Below are 18,620 nucleotides of genomic sequence, written 5' to 3'. Positions count from 1 at the left end.
CGCCTCAGGGCAGCGGCCGGGGCGGACGCGGCCCCGTGTAGTGCCCGCTCGGCCGCATCCGCAGCGGCGGCTCGCCGTACTCCTCAAGCGCGTGCGCGATCCACCCCGCCGTCCTGGCCACCGCGAACACCGTCTCGCCCGCCTCCGGCGCCATCCCCGCGGCCACCGTCAGCGCGCCGAGAGCCAGGTCCACATTGGCGCCCGACGGGTCCTGCCGCGCCGCCACCGCCGCCACCTCGCGCGCCGCCGCCACCGCGGGCGCGGCCTCCGGCACCGCGGCGAGCGCCTCGAACAGGGCCGTCGCGCGCGGGTCCTGGCGCGGATACAGCCGGTGGCCGAGCCCCGGCACGCCCCGCCCGGCCCGCAGATGGTCCGCCACCACGGCCGCCGCGCCGCCCCGGTCGAGCACCTCGGTCAGCATCCGGTGCACAGGACCGCTCGCCGCGCCGTGCAGCGGCCCGTCCATCGCGCCGAGCCCCGCGGAGACCACCGCGTACGGATGGGCGCGGGCGGACGCCGCCACCCGCACGGCCAGCGTGGAGGCCGCGAGGTCGTGGTCGATCAGCAGGGTGAGCGCCGTGTCCAGCGCGCGCAGCGCGGGCGTGTTCGGTGGCCTGGGCGTCAGCCGGGACCACAGCCGGGCCGCCAGCGGCCCGTCCTCGGCGCCGCCGGTCCCCGCCGCCAGGGGCAGCGCGTCCACCAGCGTCGGGATCAGCGAGCGCGCCGTGCCGAGCACCGCCTCCCGCGACAGGTCGAAGCGGAGCGGGTCCGCGGCCGCCGCCGCGACCGCCGCGACCCGCAGCCGGTCCGTGCTCGCGCTGTACGGCGGCAGCGCCCCGACCGCGCGCCGCGCGGCGGCCAGCGGGCCGGCGGGCGCGGGGAGGCGCAGCCCCGCCCGCAGCGTGCCCGTCCAGAGCCACTCCGCGACTTCCTCGTACGGATGGCGGCGGGCCAGTTCCACGGCGTCCACCCCGCGGTACCAGTAGTGGTCAGCCTCGATGAGCGTGATGCCGGTGCTCACCCGCAGGCTCGCGTCCTGGTCGGCGGACGGCTCGCGGCGGCCCCTGCGCACCAGCGCGTCGACCTCCCTCGGGTCGAAGGTGCTGCCCCGGCCCGCCGGGTCGCGGCGGCTGGTGAGCTGGCCGCGGCTGACATAGGCGTACACGGTCTCGGGCTTCACCCCGAGCCGCCGCGCGGCCTCCCGGGTGGTCAGCCGCGCGCCGCCGGCCGCGGGCCCCTCGCCCGTCGTCTCCGTCATGAGATCACCGTACACAGACTCTCGTACGTTGATCGGATCAAGGTTGACGCCGATGCATCAACCATGGACAGTCGAGTCAAGCCGAGGAGGAGAGACCATGCAGGACAGCAGGCCGCAGCCGGCCACCGTCGACGTGCCCCGGGGGCTCGCGGGCGTCGTCGTCACCGAGACCGCGCTCGGGGACGTGCGCGGCGGCGAGGGCTTCTACCACTACCGCCAGTACTCGGCGATCGAGCTGGCGCGCCGCCGCGGCTTCGAGGACGTGTGGCACCTGATGTTCCACGGGGAGCTGCCCGACGCCGAGAGGTCGGCCGCCTTCGCCGCCCGGGTCGCCGCGCTGCGCCGCCTCCCCGACGCGGTGCGCGACGCCCTGCCGGCCATCGCCCGCGCGGGCGGAGGACCGCTCACCGGGCTGCGCACGGCGCTCTCCCTCTACGGCTCCGCCGCCGGCCTGCGCCCCCTGTACGACACCGACCCCGCGCGCCGCGCCGAGGACGCGCTCGCCGCCTGCGCAGCCGTTCCCGCCATCCTGGCCTCGCTGCACCGGCTCGGCCGCGGCCTCGCCCCCGTCGCACCCCGTGAGGACCTCGGCCACGCGGCCGACTACCTGCACATGCTGACCGGCCGTGAGCCGGAGCCCGCGCGCGTACGGGCCGTCGAGCAGTACCTCGTCGCCACGATCGACCACGGCTTCAACCCGTCGACCTTCACCGCCCGGGTCGTCGCCGCCACCGGCGCGGACCTCGCCGCCTGCCTCACCGGGGCGGTCGGCGCGTTCTCCGGGCCGCTGCACGGCGGCGCGCCCGCCCGCGCCCTCGACGCGCTCGACGTGATCGGCTCCGTCGACCGGATCGACCCGTGGATCAGGGAGCGGGTCCTCGCGGGCGAGCGGATCATGGGCTTCGGTCACGCCGTCTACCGCACCGAGGACCCGCGCTCCCGGCTGCTGCGCGACATCGCGCGGCAGCACGGCGGCCCGCTCGCCGACTTCGCCGTCCAGGTGGAGGAGCGCGTGGAGGCGATCCTCGCCGAGCTCAAGCCGGGCCGCGAACTCCACACCAACGTCGAGTTCTACGCGGGCGTCGTGATGGAGCAGTGCAGACTGCCGCGGGCCATGTTCACGCCGACCTTCGCCGTGGCGCGGGTGGTCGGCTGGAGCGCCAACGTCCTGGAGCAGGCCGGCGACACGAAGGTCATCCGCCCGGCGGCCCGCTATGCGGGCCCGCCGCCCCCGCAGCCGGTCCCCGCGCCGTGACGGGCGGCGCCGACGCGGACGGCGGCCGGCCTCCGACTACGATCGGGGCCCGTGACCACGCCTGATCCGCAGCCCGATCCCGCCGAGTCCGATCCCGTCGCGTCCGGAACGGCCGAGCCCGGCCCCGTCGTGTCCGGAACGGCCGCCGGACCCGGCGGCCTGCGGCCCGTGCGGGAAGGGCCCGTGCCGGTCATCCTCCTCACGGGGTTCCTCGGGGCGGGCAAGACCACCGTCCTCAACCACCTGCTCCGGGAGAGCCGCGGCACCAGGATCGGCGTCGTCGTCAACGACTTCGGCGCCATCGAGATCGACGCGATGACCGTCGCGGGCCAGGTCGGCTCCTCCCTGGTCTCCCTCGGCAACGGCTGCCTGTGCTGCGCGGTCGACGCGAGCGAGCTCGACGCCTACCTGGAGCGGCTCACCGACCCCGCGCTCGGCATCGACGTCGTCGTCATCGAGGCGAGCGGCCTCGCCGAGCCCCGCGAACTGGTGCGGATGCTGCTCGCCTCCGACAACCCGCGCGTACGGTACGGCGGCCTCGTCGAGGTGGTGGACGCGGCCGAGTTCGAGGCGGTGCGCGAGCGCCACCCGGGCCTCGGGGGCCAACTCGCCGTCGCGGACCTGGTGGTGCTGAACAAGGCGGACCTGGCGGGGGAGGAGGGACTCGCCGCGGTCCACGCCGCCGTGGCGGAGGCGGCTCCCGGCGTGCCCGCCGTCGCCGTGACCCACGGCCGCCTCGCCCCCGACCTGCTGCTCGACCGCCAGCCGCGGGGCGAGACGTTCGGCCAGCTGTCGTTCGAGGACCTCCTCGCGCCCGAGGACCACGGCGCCCATCTGCACGCCGCCTACGACAGCGCCGAGTTCACCGCGCGGCGGCCGATGGACCCGCGCGGGCTGATGGCGTTCCTCGACGACAGGCCCGAGGGCCTCTACCGCATCAAGGGCTATGTGGACTTCGGCGCCGCGGACCCTGGCAACCGGTACGGCGTGCACGCGGTCGGCCGTTTCCTGCGCTTCACCCCCGAGCCCTGGCCGCCCGGCGCCGAGCGCCTGACCCAGCTCGTCCTGATCGGCATGGGCATCGACAAGGACGCCCTGACCTCGGCCCTCACCGCGTGCGAGACACGGGACGGCGCCCCGGCGCCCACGGAGTCGGCGTCGGGCGCGATCGCGCCCGACGCCGAACCTGCCATGTGGGGCGTCCTGCGCTACGTGGCGACCCCCGAAGCCTGACGGCGCGCCCGGACCGCCCGCGCCCCCGGGGCATGGCCTGAGAGCGCCGCCGCACGCGGGCCGGCAGGCCGCAGGCCCAGCAGCCGCGCGCCACGGCGTCCCCGACACGGCGTCAGGCCGCCCGCCCGGCCCGTGGGGCCGGACGGGCGGCGCCGCCTCAGTGTGCCGGGCCCGCGAGCGCCGCGACCTCGTGGGTCAGCGGCGTGCCCGAGCCGTCGCGGCGCGGGTCGGGCTCGGGCAGGGCGGCGGCGGAGCCGTCCGCCGTCGCGGCCCGCACCGGGCTCGCGCCCGCCCACGCGAGGACCAGCGTGTCCTCGCCCTTCAGGAACCGCTGGCAGCGCACACCGCCCGTGGCGCGGCCCTTGCGCGGGTACTGGTCGAACGGCGTGAGCTTCGCAGTGCGCGCCGAGTCGTCCAGCGTGCCGTGGGAGCCCGCGACCGTGAACACCACCGCGTCCGCGGCCGGGTCGACCGCGGTGAACGAGAGGACCCGCGCCCCCTCGGTCAGCTTGATGCCCGTCATGCCACCGGCCGGCCGCCCCTGCGGCCGCACCTGCGCCGCCGGATACCGCAGCAGCTGGGCGTCGGACGAGATGAAGACCAGGTCCTCCTCGCCGGTGCGCAGCTCGGCCGCGCCGACGATCCGGTCGCCCTCCCTCAGCGTGATGACTTCCAACTCGTCCTTGTTGGACGGGTAGTCGGGCACCACCCGCTTCACCACGCCCTGGAGCGTGCCGATCGCGAGGCCCGGCGACGACTCGTCGAGCGTGGTCAGGCAGACCACCGACTCGTCGGCGTCGAGCGTGAGGAACTCCGCGACGGGCGCCCCGCCGGAGAGATTCGGCGCACCGGACATCTCGGGCAGCTGCGGCAGGTCGACCACCGCCACCCGCAGCAGCCGCCCCGACGAGGTGACCGCGCCGACCTCGCCGCGCGCGGTCGCAGGGACCGCGGAGACGATCACGTCGTGCTTGACGCGCTTGCCGTCGCCCGCGGGCAGCGGCCCGTCGTCGGCCGTGCGGGCCAGCAGCCCCGTCGACGACAGCAGCACCCGGCACGGGTCGTCCGCGACCTGGAGCGGCACCGGCACCGCCGCGACCGAGGCGCCGCCCTCGATCAGCACCGTACGGCGCGGGGTGCCGAACTTCTTCGCCACCGCGGCCAGCTCCGCCGAGACGACCTTCCGCAGCTCCGCGTCGGAGTCGAGGATCCGGGTCAGCTCCTCGATCTCGGCGTTGAGCCGGTCCCGCTCGCTCTCCAGCTCGATCCGGTCGAAGCGGGTCAGCCGGCGCAGCGGCGTGTCGAGGATGTACTGCGTCTGCACGTCGGAGAGCGAGAAGTGCTCCATCAGGCGCTCCTTCGCCTGCGCGGAGTTGTCGCTGAGGCGAATCAGCCGGATGACCTCGTCGATGTCGAGCAGCGCCACCAGCAGTCCCTCGACCAGGTGCAGCCGGTCGCGCCGCTTCGTGCGGCGGAACTCGCTGCGCCTGCGCACCACCGAGAACCGGTGGTCGAGGTAGACCTCAAGCAGCTCCTTGAGGCCGAGCGTCAGCGGCTGGCCGTCCACCAGCGCGACGTTGTTGATGCCGAAGGACTCCTCCATCGGCGTCAGCTTGTAGAGCTGTTCGAGCAGCGCCTCGGGCACGAAGCCGTTCTTGACCTCGATGACGAGCCGCAGCCCGTGCTCCCGGTCCGTGAGGTCCTTGACGTCGGCGATCCCCTGGAGCTTCTTCGCCGACACCAGGTCCTTGATCTTGGCGATGACCTTCTCGGGGCCGACGGTGAACGGCAGTTCCGTGACGACGAGGCCCTTGCGGCGCGGGGTCACGTCCTCCACCGAGACCGTCGCCCTGATCTTGAACGAGCCGCGGCCCGTCGCGTACGCGTCCTGCACGCCCGAAAGCCCGACGATCCGGCCGCCCGTCGGCAGGTCGGGGCCCGGCACGAACCGCATCAGGGTCTCAAGGTCCGCGCCCGGGTGCTTGATCAGGTGCCGGGCGGCTTGCACGACCTCGCCCAGGTTGTGCGGCGGCATGTTCGTCGCCATGCCGACCGCGATCCCCGAAGCGCCGTTGACCAGGAGGTTCGGATAGGCGGCCGGCAGCGTGAGCGGCTCGCGCTCCTGTCCGTCGTAGTTCGCCTCGAAATCGACGGTGTCCTCGTCGATCGACTCCGTCATCAGCGAGGTCGCGTCGGCCATCCGGCACTCGGTGTACCGCATCGCGGCCGGCGGGTCGTCATTGCCCAGGGAGCCGAAGTTGCCGTGCCCGTCGACCAGCGGCAGCCGCATCGAGAAGGGCTGCGCCATGCGCACCAGCGCGTCGTAGATCGAGGCGTCGCCGTGCGGGTGCAGCTTGCCCATGACCTCGCCGACGACCCGGGCGCACTTCACATAGCCGCGGTCAGGGCGGAGGTTCATCTCGTTCATCTGGTACACGATCCGGCGGTGCACCGGCTTCAGCCCGTCCCGCGCGTCCGGCAGGGCGCGCGAGTAGATCACCGAATACGCGTACTCGAGGTAGGAGGCCTGCATTTCATCGACCACGTCGATGTCGAGGATGCGCTCCTCGAAATCTTCGGGCGGCGGGGTCTTCGTGCTGCGGCGGGCCATCGCTGCTGCGGCTCCTTCACAGAGACAGTGCGGCGCGTACGACGACGCGCGCGCCGGGTTCGGCGACAACTTCTGGGGCTGACACGGACCATTGTGGACCGCGCCACGGACAACGCCGGAATCGACCCGGGCCGGTCCCCGCGCGTCGGAGCGTACGCGCGACGCGGCGCGGTGCCGTACGCGCGTGCCAGCCCGGGGCCGCGGAGACCGTCGCCGGGCCGTACGCGGACGCCCGCACCTGCCGTAGCGGCGCCCGCGCGGACCGCCGTAGCAGACCCGTCGAAGCCTCTCGCGGGCCCGGCGGCCGACGGCGGGCTTGCCTACAGTGGCAGGCTGGCACCAGCACAGTTCACCGCGAGCGAAGGGACGTACATGCCCATGGGTCACACGGCCACCGAACAGGCCGGTTCAGGCGGCCTGACAGCTACCGAGCACCGTCTGGACAACGGTCTGCGCGTGGTGCTCTCCGAGGACCACCTCACTCCGGTCGCCGCGGTCTGCCTGTGGTACGACGTCGGCTCACGCCACGAAGTCAAGGGCCGTACGGGACTCGCCCACCTCTTCGAGCACCTGATGTTCCAGGGCTCCGCGCAGGTGAAGGGCAACGGCCACTTCGAACTGGTGCAGGGCGCGGGCGGCTCCCTCAACGGCACCACCAGCTTCGAGCGCACCAACTACTTCGAGACGATGCCCGCGCACCAGCTGGAGCTCGCCCTGTGGCTGGAGGCCGACCGGATGGGCTCCCTGCTGGCCGCCCTCGACGAGGAGTCGATGGAGAACCAGCGCGACGTCGTCAAGAACGAGCGCCGCCAGCGCTACGACAACGTCCCCTACGGCACCGCCTTCGAGCGCCTCACCGCGCTCGTCTACCCCGAGGGCCACCCGTACCACCACACGCCCATCGGCTCCATGGCCGACCTGGACGCGGCCACGCTTGAGGACGCCCGCGCGTTCTTCCGCACCAACTACGCGCCCAACAACGCAGTGCTGTCCGTCGTCGGCGACATCGACCCGGAGCAGACCCTCGCCTGGATCGAGAAGTACTTCGGCTCGATCCCCTCGCACGACGGCAAGCAGCCGCCGCGCGACGGCTCGCTGCCCGACATCATCGGCCGCGAACTGCGCGAGGAGATCCGGGAGGAGGTCCCCGCGCGCGCGTTGATGGCCGCCTACCGGCTGCCGCACGACGGCACCCGGGAGGCCGACGCGGCGGACCTCGCGCTGACCGTCCTCGGCAGCGGCGAGTCGTCCCGCCTGCACAACCGCCTGGTGCGGCGCGACCGCACCGCCGTCGCCGCGGGCTTCGGCCTGCTGCGGCTCGCCGGGGCGCCCTCGCTCGGCTGGCTCGACGTCAAGACGTCCGCCGGGGTCGAGATCCCGCAGATCGAGGCCGCCGTCGACGAGGAGCTCGCGCGCCTCGCCGAGGAGGGCCCCACGGACGAGGAGATGGAGCGCGCCCAGGCCCAGCTGGAGCGCGAGTGGCTCGACCGGCTCGGTACCGTCGCCGACCGTGCCGACGAACTGTGCAGGTACGCCGTCCTGTTCGGCGACCCGCAGCTCGCGCTGACCGCGGTGCAGCGCGTCCTCGACATCACCGCGGACGAGGTCAAGGCGGTCGCCGCGGCCCGGCTGCGGCCCGACAACCGGGCCGTCCTGGTGTACGAGCCGCTGCCGGCGGAGGAGGCCGCGGACGGCGCGGCGCAGAGCGACGAGCAGGAAGGGGCGGCCGAGTGAGCGGCGCCGACGTCACCATGGAGTTCCACCCGCGGCCCGTGCCGGGCGAGCCCAAGCCGTGGGCGTTCCCCGCGCCCGAGCGCGGCGCCCTGCCCAACGGCCTCACGGTGCTGCGCTGCCACCGCCCTGGACAGCAGGTCGTCGCCGTCGAGGTCTGCCTCGACGCGCCGCTCGACGCGGAGCCCGAGGGGCTCGACGGCGTCGCCACGATCATGGCGCGCGCCCTGTCCGAGGGCACCGACAAGCTCAGCGCCGAGGACTTCGCGGCCGAGCTGGAGCGCTGCGGCGCCACCCTCGACGCCCACGCGGACCACCCCGGCGTCCGGGTCTCCCTCGAAGTGCCCGTGCGCCGCCTGCCGAAGGCGCTCGGACTGGTCGCGGACGCGCTGCGGGCGCCGGCCTTCGCGCCGGGCGAGATCGAGCGGCTGGTGCGCAACCGGCTCGACGAGATCCCGCACGAGACCGCGAACCCCGGCCGCCGCGCCGCCAAGCAGCTCTCCAAGGAGCTGTTCCCCGCGTCGCTGCGCATGTCGCGGCCCCGCCAGGGCACCGAGGAGACCGTCGCGCGCATCGACGCCGCCGGTGTCCGCGCCTTCTACGAGGCGCATGTGCGCCCAGCGACGGCCACCGCAGTCGTGGTCGGCGACCTGACAGGGGTCGACCTGGACCAGGTGCTCGCCGACACGCTCGGCGCCTGGGCCGGCGGCCCGGGCTCGCCGCGCCCCGTGCCGGCGATCACCGCGGACGACACCGGCCGCGTGGTGATCGTGGACCGGCCGGGCGCCGTGCAGACACAGCTGCTCCTCGGCCGGGTCGGCCCCGACCGGCACGACCGGGTGTGGCCCGCGCAGGTGCTCGGCACGTACTGCCTCGGCGGCACGCTCACCTCGCGGCTCGACCGGGTGCTGCGCGAGGAGAAGGGCTACACGTACGGCGTGCGGGCCTTCGGCCAGGTGCTGCGCTCCGCCGCCGACGGCACGGGCGCCTCGCTCCTCGCGATCAGCGGGTCCGTGGACACCGAGTCGACGGGGCCCGCGCTCGACGACCTGTGGAAGGTGCTGCGCACCCTGGCGGCCGAGGGCCTGACGGACGCCGAGCGCGACGTCGCCGTGCAGAACCTCGTGGGGGTCGCCCCGCTCAAGTACGAGACGGCGGCGTCCGTCGCCGGCACCCTCGCCGACCAGGTCGAGCAGCACCTGCCCGACGACTTCCAGGCGCAGATGTACGCGCGCCTCGCGGAGACCGGCACGGTCGAGGCGACGGCGGCCGCGGTGGCGGCCTTCCCCGTCGACCGCCTGGTCACGGTGCTCGTCGGCGACGCGGCCCGCATCAAGGAGCCGGTGGAGGCGCTGGGCATCGGCCCCGTGTCGGTGGTCTAGCGCCCCGGCCGCGGCAGACGGCACCCGGGCCCGGCGCGCATGCGCCGGGCCCGGGTCCTGCCGCGGTGCCGGGGCCGGGGGCCCCGGGTGTTCAGACGGTCTCGGGCAGCTCGTCGAGGCCCTCGGAGACCAGCTTCGCCAGCCGGTCGAGCGCGGTGTCCGCACCCTCGGCGTCCGAGGCGAGGACGATCTCCTCGCCGCCCTGGGCACCCAGGCCGAGCACCGCGAGCATCGACGCGGCGTTGACGGGGGAGCCGTCGGCCTTGGCGATGGTCACGGGCACGCCGGAGGCGGTCGCGGCGCGGACGAAGATGGAGGCGGGGCGGGCGTGCAAGCCCTCGGCCCAACCGACGTTGACACGGCGCTCAGCCATGGTGTTGCCCTTCGGATCTGCCAGAGGTTGTCTAGACCAGTATCGCACCTGCCGCCGAGGCCACCGGAGGTGCCCCGCCGTAGGCTTTCGTCATGGAGATGCCCTCCGAGACGGCCTACCCGGCGCACTGGGAAGCGGACGTGGTCCTGCGCGACGGCGGCACCGCCAGGATCAGGCCCATGACGCCCGCCGACGCGGGCCGCCTGGTGAGCTTCTACGAGCACGTCTCGGACGAGTCGAAGTACTACCGCTTCTTCGCGCCCTACCCGCGCCTGTCCGACAAGGACGTCCACCGTTTCACCCACCACGACTACGTCGACCGGGTGGGGCTCGCGATGACCGTCGGCGGCGAGATCATCGCGACCGTCCGCTACGACCGCGTCGGCGCCGACGGGCGCGCGGCCTCCGGGGCCGCGGCCGACGAGGCCGAGGTCGCGTTCCTCGTCCAGGACACCCACCAGGGGCGCGGCGTCGCCTCCGCGCTCCTCGAACACATCGCGGCCGTCGCGCGCGAGCGGGGCATCAGGCGCTTCGCCGCCGAGGTCCTGCCGCAGAACGGCAAGATGATCAAGGTGTTCATGGACGCCGGGTTCACCCAGCGCCGCAGCTTCGAGGACGGCGCGGTCCGGCTGACGCTCGACCTGGAGCCCACGGAGCGTTCCCTCGCCGTGCAGCGCGGCCGTGAGCAGCGCGCGGAGGCGCGCTCGGTGCAGCGCCTCCTCGCGCCGGGCGCCGTCGCCGTCGTCGGGGCGGGCCGCGAGGTGGGCGGCGTCGGCCGCAGCGTCCTGCGCAATCTGCTCGCGGGCGGCTACCGAGGCCGCATGTACGCGGTCAACGCGGCCTTCCCGCCCGGCACCACAGAGATCGACGGGGTGCCCGCGGCGCGCGCCGTCGCCGAGCTGCCTGGTCCTGTCGACCTCGCGGTCGTCGCGGTGCCGGCCGAGCGGGTGCCCGAGGTCGTCACGGACTGCGGGGAGCACGGCGTGCAGGGCCTTGTCGTGCTGTCGGCGGGCTACGCGGAGAGCGGCGCAGAGGGCCGGGCGCGCCAGCGCGACCTGGTGCGCAGGGCGCGCACGTACGGCATGCGGATCATCGGCCCGAACGCCTTCGGCATCGTCAACACGGCCGACGGCGTGCGGCTCAACGCGTCGCTCGCGCCGACCCCGCCCGCGCGCGGCCGGATCGGCCTCTTCACCCAGTCGGGCGCGATCGGCATCGCGCTGCTCTCCGGGCTGCACCGGCGCGGCGCCGGCCTCTCCTCGTTCATCTCGGCGGGCAACCGCGCGGACGTGTCAGGCAACGACTTCCTCCAGTACGGCTTCGAGGACCCGGACACCGACGTCGTCCTCATGTACCTCGAATCCATCGGCAACCCGCGCAAGTTCACCCGCCTCGCCCGGCGCACCGCGGCCGCCAAGCCCGTCGTGGTCGTCAAGGGCGCCCGGCACAGCGGCTCCATGCCGCAGGGCCACGCGGTACCCGTGACCCGCATCCCGGACGCGACGGTCTCCGCGCTGCTGCGCCAGGCCGGCGTGCTGCGCGCCGACACCGTCACGGAACTCGTCGACGCCGGGCTCCTGCTCGCGGGCCAGCCGCTGCCCGCGGGACCGCGCGTGGCGATCGTCGGCAACTCCGAGTCGCTCGGCCTGCTCACCTACGACGCCTGCCTCACGGAGGGGCTGCGCCCGCTGCCGCCGAGCGACCTGACCACCTCCGCGACGGCCGAGGACTACCGCGCGGGCCTTGCGGCGGCGCTGCACGACCCGGAGTGCGACGCGGTCGTCGTCACCGCGATCCCGCGCGTCGGCACCGAGTCGCCCACGGCGGGCGGCGCGCTCGCCGCGGCCCTGCGCGAGGCGGCCGCCGCCTCCCCTGCGAAGCCCGTCGCGGTCGTGTACGTCGAGATCGGCGGCCTCGCCGAGGCGCTCTCCGCCGCGGCCGGCACCGCACCGGCCCCGCCGCGGGCCCCCGCGGGCCCCTCCGAAGCGCCGGGAGACGCGGCCTCCCACGTCGCGGCCGGGGACCGCGCGCCGCACGCGGGGCCGCCCCCGGAGCCCGCGCCCGTGCCGAAGGAGCCGAGGATCCCCGCCTACCCGGCCGCCGAGCGCGCCGCGCGTGCGCTGTCCGTCGCCGCCGAGTACGCGCGCTGGCGGCGCGAGGCGGCCGAGCCCGGGCGTGTGCCGGAGTACGACGACATCGACGCGGCGGCGGCCGGGGCGCTGGTCGCCCGGGTGCTCGCGGGACCGGGCGCCCCGCAGGGCACCGCGCTCGCCGACGCGGACTGCCGCGCGCTCCTCGGCCACTACGGCATCCGCGTGCTCGGCACCAGGCCCGCGCCGGACGCCGACGAGGCCGTGCGGGCCGCGCGCGAGGTGGGGTACCCGGTCGCGCTGAAGACCACCGCGCCCCATCTGCGCCACCGCGCCGACCTCGGCGGGGTACGGCTCGGGCTCGGCGACGAGGCCCAGCTGCGTGCCGCGTACCGCGACCTGACGGCCGCGCTCGGCGCGCCCGCGGAACTGCGGCCCGTCGTCCAGGCGATGGCGCCGCGCGGCGTCGACACCGTGGTACGCGCCACCCTCGACCCGGCCGCGGGCGCCGTGCTGTCCTTCGGCCTCGCGGGCGCGCCCTCCGAACTCCTCGGCGACCTCGGGCACCGGCTGATCCCCACCACCGACCGGGAGGCCGCCGAGCTGATCAGGTCCATCAGGACCGCGCCGCTGCTGTTCGGCTGGCGCGGTGCCGACCCGGTCGACACCCAAGCGCTCACCGAACTGCTGCTGCGGGTCTCGCGCCTCGTGGACGACCATCCCGAGATCGTGTCGCTCACCCTCGATCCCGTCGTGGTGGCGACCGGCGGTCTGACCGTGCTGGACGCGCACACCCGGCTCGCGCCGCCGCCCGCGCTCGACGACCTCGGGCCGAGGCGGCTGCCCGAGTACTGAGCGCGGGGGCCCTCCCCGGCCGCCGCGCGGGTGCCGGGGCGGCCGGGCCGCCCCCGTAGGATGGGGGCCATGGCGAAGACCGGCACGACGACCCAGGGGCTGCGCACGGCGATCGAGCGCAGCGGCTACTACCCCGCCCTCGTGGCCGAGGCGGTGGAGGCCGCCGTCGGCGGCGAGCGGATCGCGTCGTATCTGGTGCACCAGGAGACCACGTTCGACGCGAACGAGGTGCGCCGCCATGTCACGGTCCTGGTCCTGACGGAGCGCCGGTTCATCGTCAGCCACACCGACGAGCAGGCCGCCGACTCCGGTTCGCCGACGCCGTACGCCACCACGTCGACCGAGTCGGTCAAGCGCGACCGCATCTCGTCCGTCGTCGTCAGCCGGGTCGTCGCCAACCCGGAGTCGTACACGCCGGGCACCCTGCCCCGCGAGGTCGTCCTCACCATCGGCTGGGGCGCCGTCTCGCGCATCGACCTGGAGCCCGCGGCCTGCGGCGACCCCGACTGCGAGGCCGACCACGGCTACACGGGCAACTCCACCGCCGACGACCTGAGCCTCAGGGTCAGCGAGGCGGGCGACGGCATCGAGGCCGTCAAGGAGACCCTCGCCTTCGCGCAGGCGCTCTCCGAGGCCACCGCGGGCCCGGCGGCCGGCCGCGCATGACCGACGGCATCGAATGGCCCGCCCCCGCCGCGGCGGCCGAGCCCGAGCAACTCGACCCGGCCACCGCGCCGCTGCCCGCCTACGGCTCGGGCTCCCTCGCCGACCTGCTGCCGACGCTCGCCGCCGGCCAGGGCGTACCCGGCTGCACGGCCGCCATCGGGGAACTCGCGCCCGCCGACCGCAACTGCGTCTTCCTCGTCGACGGCCTCGGCTGGGAGCAGATCAGGGCGCACCCCGGCGAGGCGCCGTTCCTCACCTCACTCCTCGGCACGTCGCGCGGCGGCACGGGCCGCCCCCTCACCGCGGGCTTCCCCTCCACCACGGCGACCTCCCTCGCCTCCGTCGGCACGGGCACGGTGCCCGGCGCCCACGGCCTGCTCGGCTACACGGTGCGGGACCCCGCCAAGGACGTGCTCATGAACCAGCTGCGGTGGAAGCCGTGGACCGACCCGCACGCCTGGCAGCCCCACCCCACCGTCTTCGCCGCCGCGCACGCGGCGGGCGTGCACACGGCGCAGGTCTCGGCGCCGTCCTTCGAGTCCACCCCGCTGACGAAGGTCGCGCTGAGCGGCGGCACCTACCGGGGGAAGCTCGCGGGCGAGGACCGGATGGACGCCGCGGCCGAGGAACTCGCCGCGGGCGACCGCTCGCTCGTGTACACGTACTACAGCGAGGTCGACAGCAACGGCCACCGCTTCGGCGTCGACTCCGACGCCTGGCGCGGCCAGCTGGCCTACGTGGACCGGCTCGCCCAGCGGCTCGCCGAGTCACTGCCCCCGCGCTCCGCGCTGTACGTCACCGCCGACCACGGCATGATCGACATCCCGTTCGACGAGGAGTCGCGCATCGACTTCGACGAGGACTGGGCGCTGCGCGCCGGGGTCGCGCTCCTCGGCGGCGAGGGCCGCGCGCGCCACGTCTACGCGGTGCCCGGCGCGGCGGCCGACGTGTTCGCCGTCTGGCGCGACGTCCTCGGCGACCGGTTCTGGGTGGCGGGCAGGGACGAGGCCGTCGCCGCCGGCTGGTTCGGCCCGCCGGGCTCCGTGGACGAGCGCACGTACGGGCGGATCGGCGACGTCGTCGCGGCGGCCTGCGCCGATGTCGTCGTCACGGCGTCGGAGCGCGAGCCGCGCGAGTCGGTCATGGCCGGCATGCACGGCTCGATGACGCCCGTCGAACAGCTCGTACCGCTCCTCGAAGTCCGCACTTAGCCCGCCCCGTGCCCGGCGGGCCGCGGGCGTGCGCGAGATCCCCGCCCGCCCGCCCCGATTCCGAAAGGTTGCCGCTCTCCCATGCCTGAACTGGTGTTCTTCTCCGGAACGATGGACTGCGGAAAGAGCACGCTGGCGCTCCAGATCGGGCACAACAGGTCCGCGCGCGGCCTCCAGGGCGTCATGTTCACCCGGGACGACCGGGCGGGGGAGGGCAAGCTCTCCTCCCGGCTCGGCCTGGTGACGGACGCGGTCGAGGCGGCCGAGGGGCTCGACCTGTACGCGTTCCTGGTGGAGATGATGTCCGGCGGTGGCCGGGCCGACTACGTGATCGTGGACGAGGCGCAGTTCCTCGCGCCCGAGCAGATCGACCAGCTGGCCCGGGTCGTGGACGACCTGGGGCTCGACGTGTTCGCGTTCGGCATCACTACGGACTTCCGCACCCGGCTGTTCCCCGGCTCGCAGCGGCTGATCGAGCTGGCGGACCGGATCGAGCAGCTCCAGGTGGAGGCGCTGTGCTGGTGCGGCGCCCGCGCCACCCACAACGCCCGCACGGTGGACGGGGAGATGGTGGTCGAGGGCGCGCAGGTCGTGGTCGGCGACGTGAACCGCCCGGCCATGGAGACCGGTTACGAGGTCCTCTGCCGCCGCCACCACCGCAGGCGCATGACCGCGGCGACGGCGCGCGCGGCCGCGCTCTCCCCGGACGTCCTGCCCGTCAACCCGGCCTGAGCCGGGCACGTGGCGTCCGTCACGCGGGACCCGGGTTCTCGGGTGGCACCTCGGGTACGTACACTAGTTGAACTCGCAACAACTGGAGTCGCGTCAACCGTCCGCGACCGCGGCGCGGCCGCTACCGCGCACGCGTACGCACCCGAGGAGCACGTATGCCGAAGCTGGGGATCATCGTCGCGAGCACCCGCCCGGGAAGGGTGGGCCTGCCCGTGGCCCAGTGGGTGGAGAAGGAGGCCGGCACGCACGCGGGCTTCGACGAGGTCGACCTGATCGACCTCGCGGAGGTCGGCCTGCCGTTCATGGACGAGCCGAACCATCCGAGGCTCGGCCAGTACACCCACCAGCACACCCGCGACTGGAGCGCCCGCGTCGCCGCCTGCGACGCGTTCGTCTTCGTCATGCCCGAGTACAACTCCGGCTTCAACGCCGAGCTCAAGAACGCCATCGACTTCCTGCACCGCGAGTGGCTCTACAAGCCCGTGGGCCTCGCCACCTACGGTGGCGTCTCCGCCGGCACCCGCGCCGCCCAGATGATCAAGCAGGTCGTCACCACGCTGAAGATGACGCCGGTCTTCGAGGCCGTCTCCATCCCGTTCGTCCAGCAGTTCCTCGACGAGGAGGCCGTCTTCACGCCCAACGAACTCCTCGAGGGCGCCGTCAAGACCATGCTCGACGAACTGGTGCGTACCGAGGCCGCGCTGCGCCCGCTGCGCGCGGCCTGACGTTCGCAGTGCCCGCCGCCGGTGCGTGATGATGGCCGTATGACAGTCATCATCAGCGCCCAGGAACTGAGCGACGCCCTGGCGGGGGACCACCCGCCCGTCCTGCTGGACATCCGCTGGCGGTTGACCGCGCCGGGCGGGCCGCCCTTCGACGGACGCGGGGCCTTCGCGGCCGGGCACCTGCCGGGCGCGGCCTTCGTCGACCTCGATCAGGAGCTGGCGGGCCCGCCCGGCGACCGGGGCCGCCATCCGCTGCCGGAAACGGCCGCGTTCGGGGCCGCGATGCGCCGCGCGGGGGTACGCTCCGACACCCCCGTGGTCACCTACGACGACGGGCAGGGCTGGGCCGCGGCCCGCGCCTGGTGGCTGCTGCGGTGGTGCGGCCACCCGGACGTGCGAGTGCTCGACGGCGGCCTCGCCGCCTGGGGCGACCGCCCGCTCAGCACCGGGGAAACGGCCCCCGCCGAGGGCGACTTCCGGCCCGAGCCCGGCGCGCTCGCCCTCCTCGACGCGGACGGTGCCGCCGCCCTCGCCGAGGACGGCCTGCTGCTCGACGCGCGGGCCGGGGAGCGCTACCGCGGCGAGGTCGAGCCCGTCGACCGCGTCGGCGGCCACATCCCGGGCGCCGTCTCCGCGCCGACCAGCGAGAACGTGGCGGCGGACGGCACGTTCCGTCCCGCAGCCGAACTGGCCGCGCGCTTCGCGGCCCTGGGCGCGGACACGGCGCCCGCAGTCGGCGTGTACTGCGGCTCAGGCGTCTCCGCTGCCCACGAGGTGCTCGCCCTCGAACTCGCGGGCATCCCGGCCGCGCTCTACGCCGGCTCCTGGTCCGAGTGGTCCCGCGACGAGACCCGCCCGGTAGCCACCGGCGCCTGACTGCGACCGCCGAGGCCGCCCAGATCAACAGGTACATGTCGCCCATCACGCTGACGGCCGCAGTCGGGACAACGGGCGCCCTCCGGCCCCGGCGCCCCCGGCCCGGGGCCGCGGCCGCAGCGACGGGCGGCGTCCGCCCCGGCGGCCAGGGCCGCACCCACGGGGTCGGGCGGGCCGCCACGGCGGGCGGGAAAACGGGGAGGGGCCCGGCCGTACGGCCGGGCCCCTCCCCGCGCGGCGTCCCCCGGGGGCTACTCCTTCTTCTTGCGGCGTGTGCCGAAGACGATCTCGTCCCAGCTCGGGACCGCGGCCCGGCGGCCCGGCCGTACGCCGTCGGCCTCCGCCTGACGGTCCGTCGTGCCCGTCAGGCGCTCGCGGTGACCCGCGACGGACCGGGGCATCAGCACGTCCGCGTACGCGGAACCGGCCGACGCGGCGGGCGCCACCGGCTCCTCCTCCTCGGACTCCTCCGCGATCTCGGAGGCCGCGGGCTCCGAGGGGCCCGTGCGGTCCGGGACCACCAGGTCGCCGCGGAAGCTCGGCACCGCCTCCAGCAGGCTCGTCAGCGAGTCGCGCTCGCGGCCGTCGGCGCCCTCCGTCCCGTCGCCGTCTTCGTCGTACCGCTCGCCGGTGACCGCGGGGCGCTCGGGCGCCCGGTCGAGGGCGCGTTCGAGTGAGCGCTCCTGGCGCTCCCTGGGGAGCCGGGCGATCCTCGGCACGAACGGGAAGCTCGGCTCCTGCGACATGACCGTGTCGTCCGTGTCGCCGATCAGCGCGCGCGCCTCGTCGTCCACGGCCTGCACCAGCCGCCGCGGCGGGTCGTACGTCCAGCTCGCCGAGTGCGGCTCGCCCGCGACCCGGTAGACGAGCAGCACTTCCCAGGTGCCGTCGTCACGCCGCCAGGAGTCCCACTGCACGGTGTCCTTCTCGGCGCCGCGCAGCAGCAGCCGCTCCTGCACCGCCTCGCCGAGCTGCGGCCCCGCGTTCTCCCCGGGGCGGCGTACGGGCGTCTTGCGCGCGCGCTCCGCCATGAAGGCGCGCTCCGCGAGCACGGGCCCCTCGAAGCGGCGCACCCGGTCGACAGGGATGCCCGCGAGCTGCGCGACCTCCTCGGCCGACGCGCCCGCTCGTATCCGCGCCTGGATGTCACGGGGGCGGAGGTGGCTCTCCACCTCGATCTCGATCTGGCCGAGACGCGCACGGTCGTTGCGGACGGCGGCACGCAGCCGCTCATCGATGGGAAGGGTGTATTCCGTGCTGTCGGCAGCCTTGAGCACCAGTCGTGTGCCGTCGTTCGAGACGGCCACGACACGCAGTTCGGGCATGGGAACCTCCCGGGTGGTGCCTGCCGACGTCACGTGCGTCGCTGCTTCCGCTGGTCGAGTGTGGCCTGCCCGGGTGCAGCCTGCCACAACCTTGCCGTGTTGCCCGGCGTGTCGGGCAGGGCCCCCGGATCGCCGTTATGCCACGGTTACCTGTTTGCGACGCAGAGTGACGTACCTGGTCACTCTGTGCAGCAGGCGTCCGTGCGGTGCAACGGCCCCGCCGGATCGAGTGCCACGTGCGGCCCCCTTCCGAAGGTCCCGGACGCCTGGTGGGGGCGTCCGGCCCCAGGGCTCGCA

General features: G+C 74.8%; 14 protein-coding genes. 10 read left to right on the top strand and 4 right to left on the bottom strand.

Annotation, left to right across the window (positions count from 1 at the left end; translation table 11 throughout):
- Positions 1 to 4 precede the first annotated feature (4 nt).
- Positions 5 to 1,258, bottom strand: coding sequence for a citrate synthase (locus ABEA77_RS01490; RefSeq protein WP_345640055.1), 1,254 nt, complete (start codon positions 1,256 to 1,258; stop codon positions 5 to 7).
- Positions 1,259 to 1,355: 97 nt separating this feature from the next.
- Between ABEA77_RS01490 and ABEA77_RS01485 the strand changes: the two genes are divergently transcribed.
- Positions 1,356 to 2,513 carry a citrate/2-methylcitrate synthase gene (locus ABEA77_RS01485; protein ID WP_345640054.1) on the top strand — a complete coding sequence of 386 codons (1,158 nt, stop codon included), beginning with the start codon at positions 1,356 to 1,358 and terminating at the stop codon, positions 2,511 to 2,513.
- 159 nt (positions 2,514 to 2,672) lie between these two features.
- A complete protein-coding gene (locus ABEA77_RS01480; RefSeq protein ID WP_425588183.1) occupies positions 2,673 to 3,746 on the top strand; it encodes a CobW family GTP-binding protein in 1,074 nt (357 codons plus the stop codon).
- Between the two features lie 157 nt (positions 3,747 to 3,903).
- On the opposite strand, the gene ABEA77_RS01475 is transcribed toward ABEA77_RS01480, so the two are convergent.
- Positions 3,904 to 6,357, bottom strand: a complete 2,454-nt coding sequence (locus tag ABEA77_RS01475) for a DNA gyrase/topoisomerase IV subunit A (RefSeq protein WP_345640052.1) — start codon at positions 6,355 to 6,357, stop codon at positions 3,904 to 3,906.
- A 372-nt stretch (positions 6,358 to 6,729) separates the two neighbouring features.
- On the opposite strand from ABEA77_RS01475, the gene ABEA77_RS01470 reads away from it, so the two are divergent.
- Together ABEA77_RS01470 and ABEA77_RS01465 are read left to right on the top strand one after the other, a co-directional pair.
- Positions 6,730 to 8,091, top strand: coding sequence for a M16 family metallopeptidase (locus ABEA77_RS01470; RefSeq protein WP_345640051.1), 1,362 nt, complete (start codon positions 6,730 to 6,732; stop codon positions 8,089 to 8,091).
- 17 nt (positions 8,092 to 8,108) lie between these two features.
- The gene (locus ABEA77_RS01465) at positions 8,109 to 9,470 is read left to right on the top strand and encodes a M16 family metallopeptidase (RefSeq protein WP_345640201.1); all 1,362 of its coding nucleotides are present in this window, start codon (positions 8,109 to 8,111) and stop codon (positions 9,468 to 9,470) included.
- A 91-nt stretch (positions 9,471 to 9,561) separates the two neighbouring features.
- Here ABEA77_RS01465 and ABEA77_RS01460 read toward each other — a convergent pair whose 3' ends face one another.
- Complete coding sequence (locus ABEA77_RS01460; RefSeq protein ID WP_345640049.1) at positions 9,562 to 9,843, bottom strand: HPr family phosphocarrier protein; 282 nt, start codon at positions 9,841 to 9,843, stop codon at positions 9,562 to 9,564.
- A gap of 92 nt (positions 9,844 to 9,935) precedes the next feature.
- On the opposite strand from ABEA77_RS01460, the gene ABEA77_RS01455 reads away from it, so the two are divergent.
- The 6 genes from ABEA77_RS01455 to ABEA77_RS01430 all read left to right on the top strand — a co-directional run bounded on the left by ABEA77_RS01455 (position 9,936) and on the right by ABEA77_RS01430 (position 16,998).
- A complete protein-coding gene (locus ABEA77_RS01455; protein ID WP_345640048.1) occupies positions 9,936 to 12,788 on the top strand; it encodes a bifunctional acetate--CoA ligase family protein/GNAT family N-acetyltransferase in 2,853 nt (950 codons plus the stop codon).
- A 69-nt stretch (positions 12,789 to 12,857) separates the two neighbouring features.
- Positions 12,858 to 13,454 carry a DUF5998 family protein gene (locus ABEA77_RS01450; RefSeq protein WP_345640046.1) on the top strand — a complete coding sequence of 199 codons (597 nt, stop codon included), beginning with the start codon at positions 12,858 to 12,860 and terminating at the stop codon, positions 13,452 to 13,454.
- Positions 13,451 to 14,665: an alkaline phosphatase family protein gene (locus ABEA77_RS01445; protein WP_345640044.1), complete on the top strand. Its 1,215-nt coding sequence runs from the start codon at positions 13,451 to 13,453 to the stop codon at positions 14,663 to 14,665. Before ABEA77_RS01450 ends, ABEA77_RS01445 begins: the two co-directional genes overlap by 4 nt.
- Positions 14,666 to 14,746: 81 nt before the next feature.
- A complete protein-coding gene (locus tag ABEA77_RS01440; protein ID WP_345640043.1) occupies positions 14,747 to 15,397 on the top strand; it encodes a thymidine kinase in 651 nt (216 codons plus the stop codon).
- A gap of 155 nt (positions 15,398 to 15,552) precedes the next feature.
- Positions 15,553 to 16,122, top strand: a complete 570-nt coding sequence (locus ABEA77_RS01435; protein ID WP_345640042.1) for an NADPH-dependent FMN reductase — start codon at positions 15,553 to 15,555, stop codon at positions 16,120 to 16,122.
- A 39-nt stretch (positions 16,123 to 16,161) separates the two neighbouring features.
- Positions 16,162 to 16,998: a sulfurtransferase gene (locus ABEA77_RS01430; protein ID WP_345640040.1), complete on the top strand. Its 837-nt coding sequence runs from the start codon at positions 16,162 to 16,164 to the stop codon at positions 16,996 to 16,998.
- A gap of 251 nt (positions 16,999 to 17,249) precedes the next feature.
- Here ABEA77_RS01430 and sepH read toward each other — a convergent pair whose 3' ends face one another.
- Positions 17,250 to 18,356, bottom strand: coding sequence for a septation protein SepH (gene sepH, locus ABEA77_RS01425; protein ID WP_345640039.1), 1,107 nt, complete (start codon positions 18,354 to 18,356; stop codon positions 17,250 to 17,252).
- Between the last annotated feature and the right edge of the window lie 264 nt (positions 18,357 to 18,620).

Source organism: Streptomyces tremellae (assembly GCF_039540215.1).
Classification (GTDB): domain Bacteria; phylum Actinomycetota; class Actinomycetes; order Streptomycetales; family Streptomycetaceae; genus Streptomyces; species Streptomyces tremellae.
This window is presented reverse-complemented; position numbering and strand designations above follow the sequence as displayed.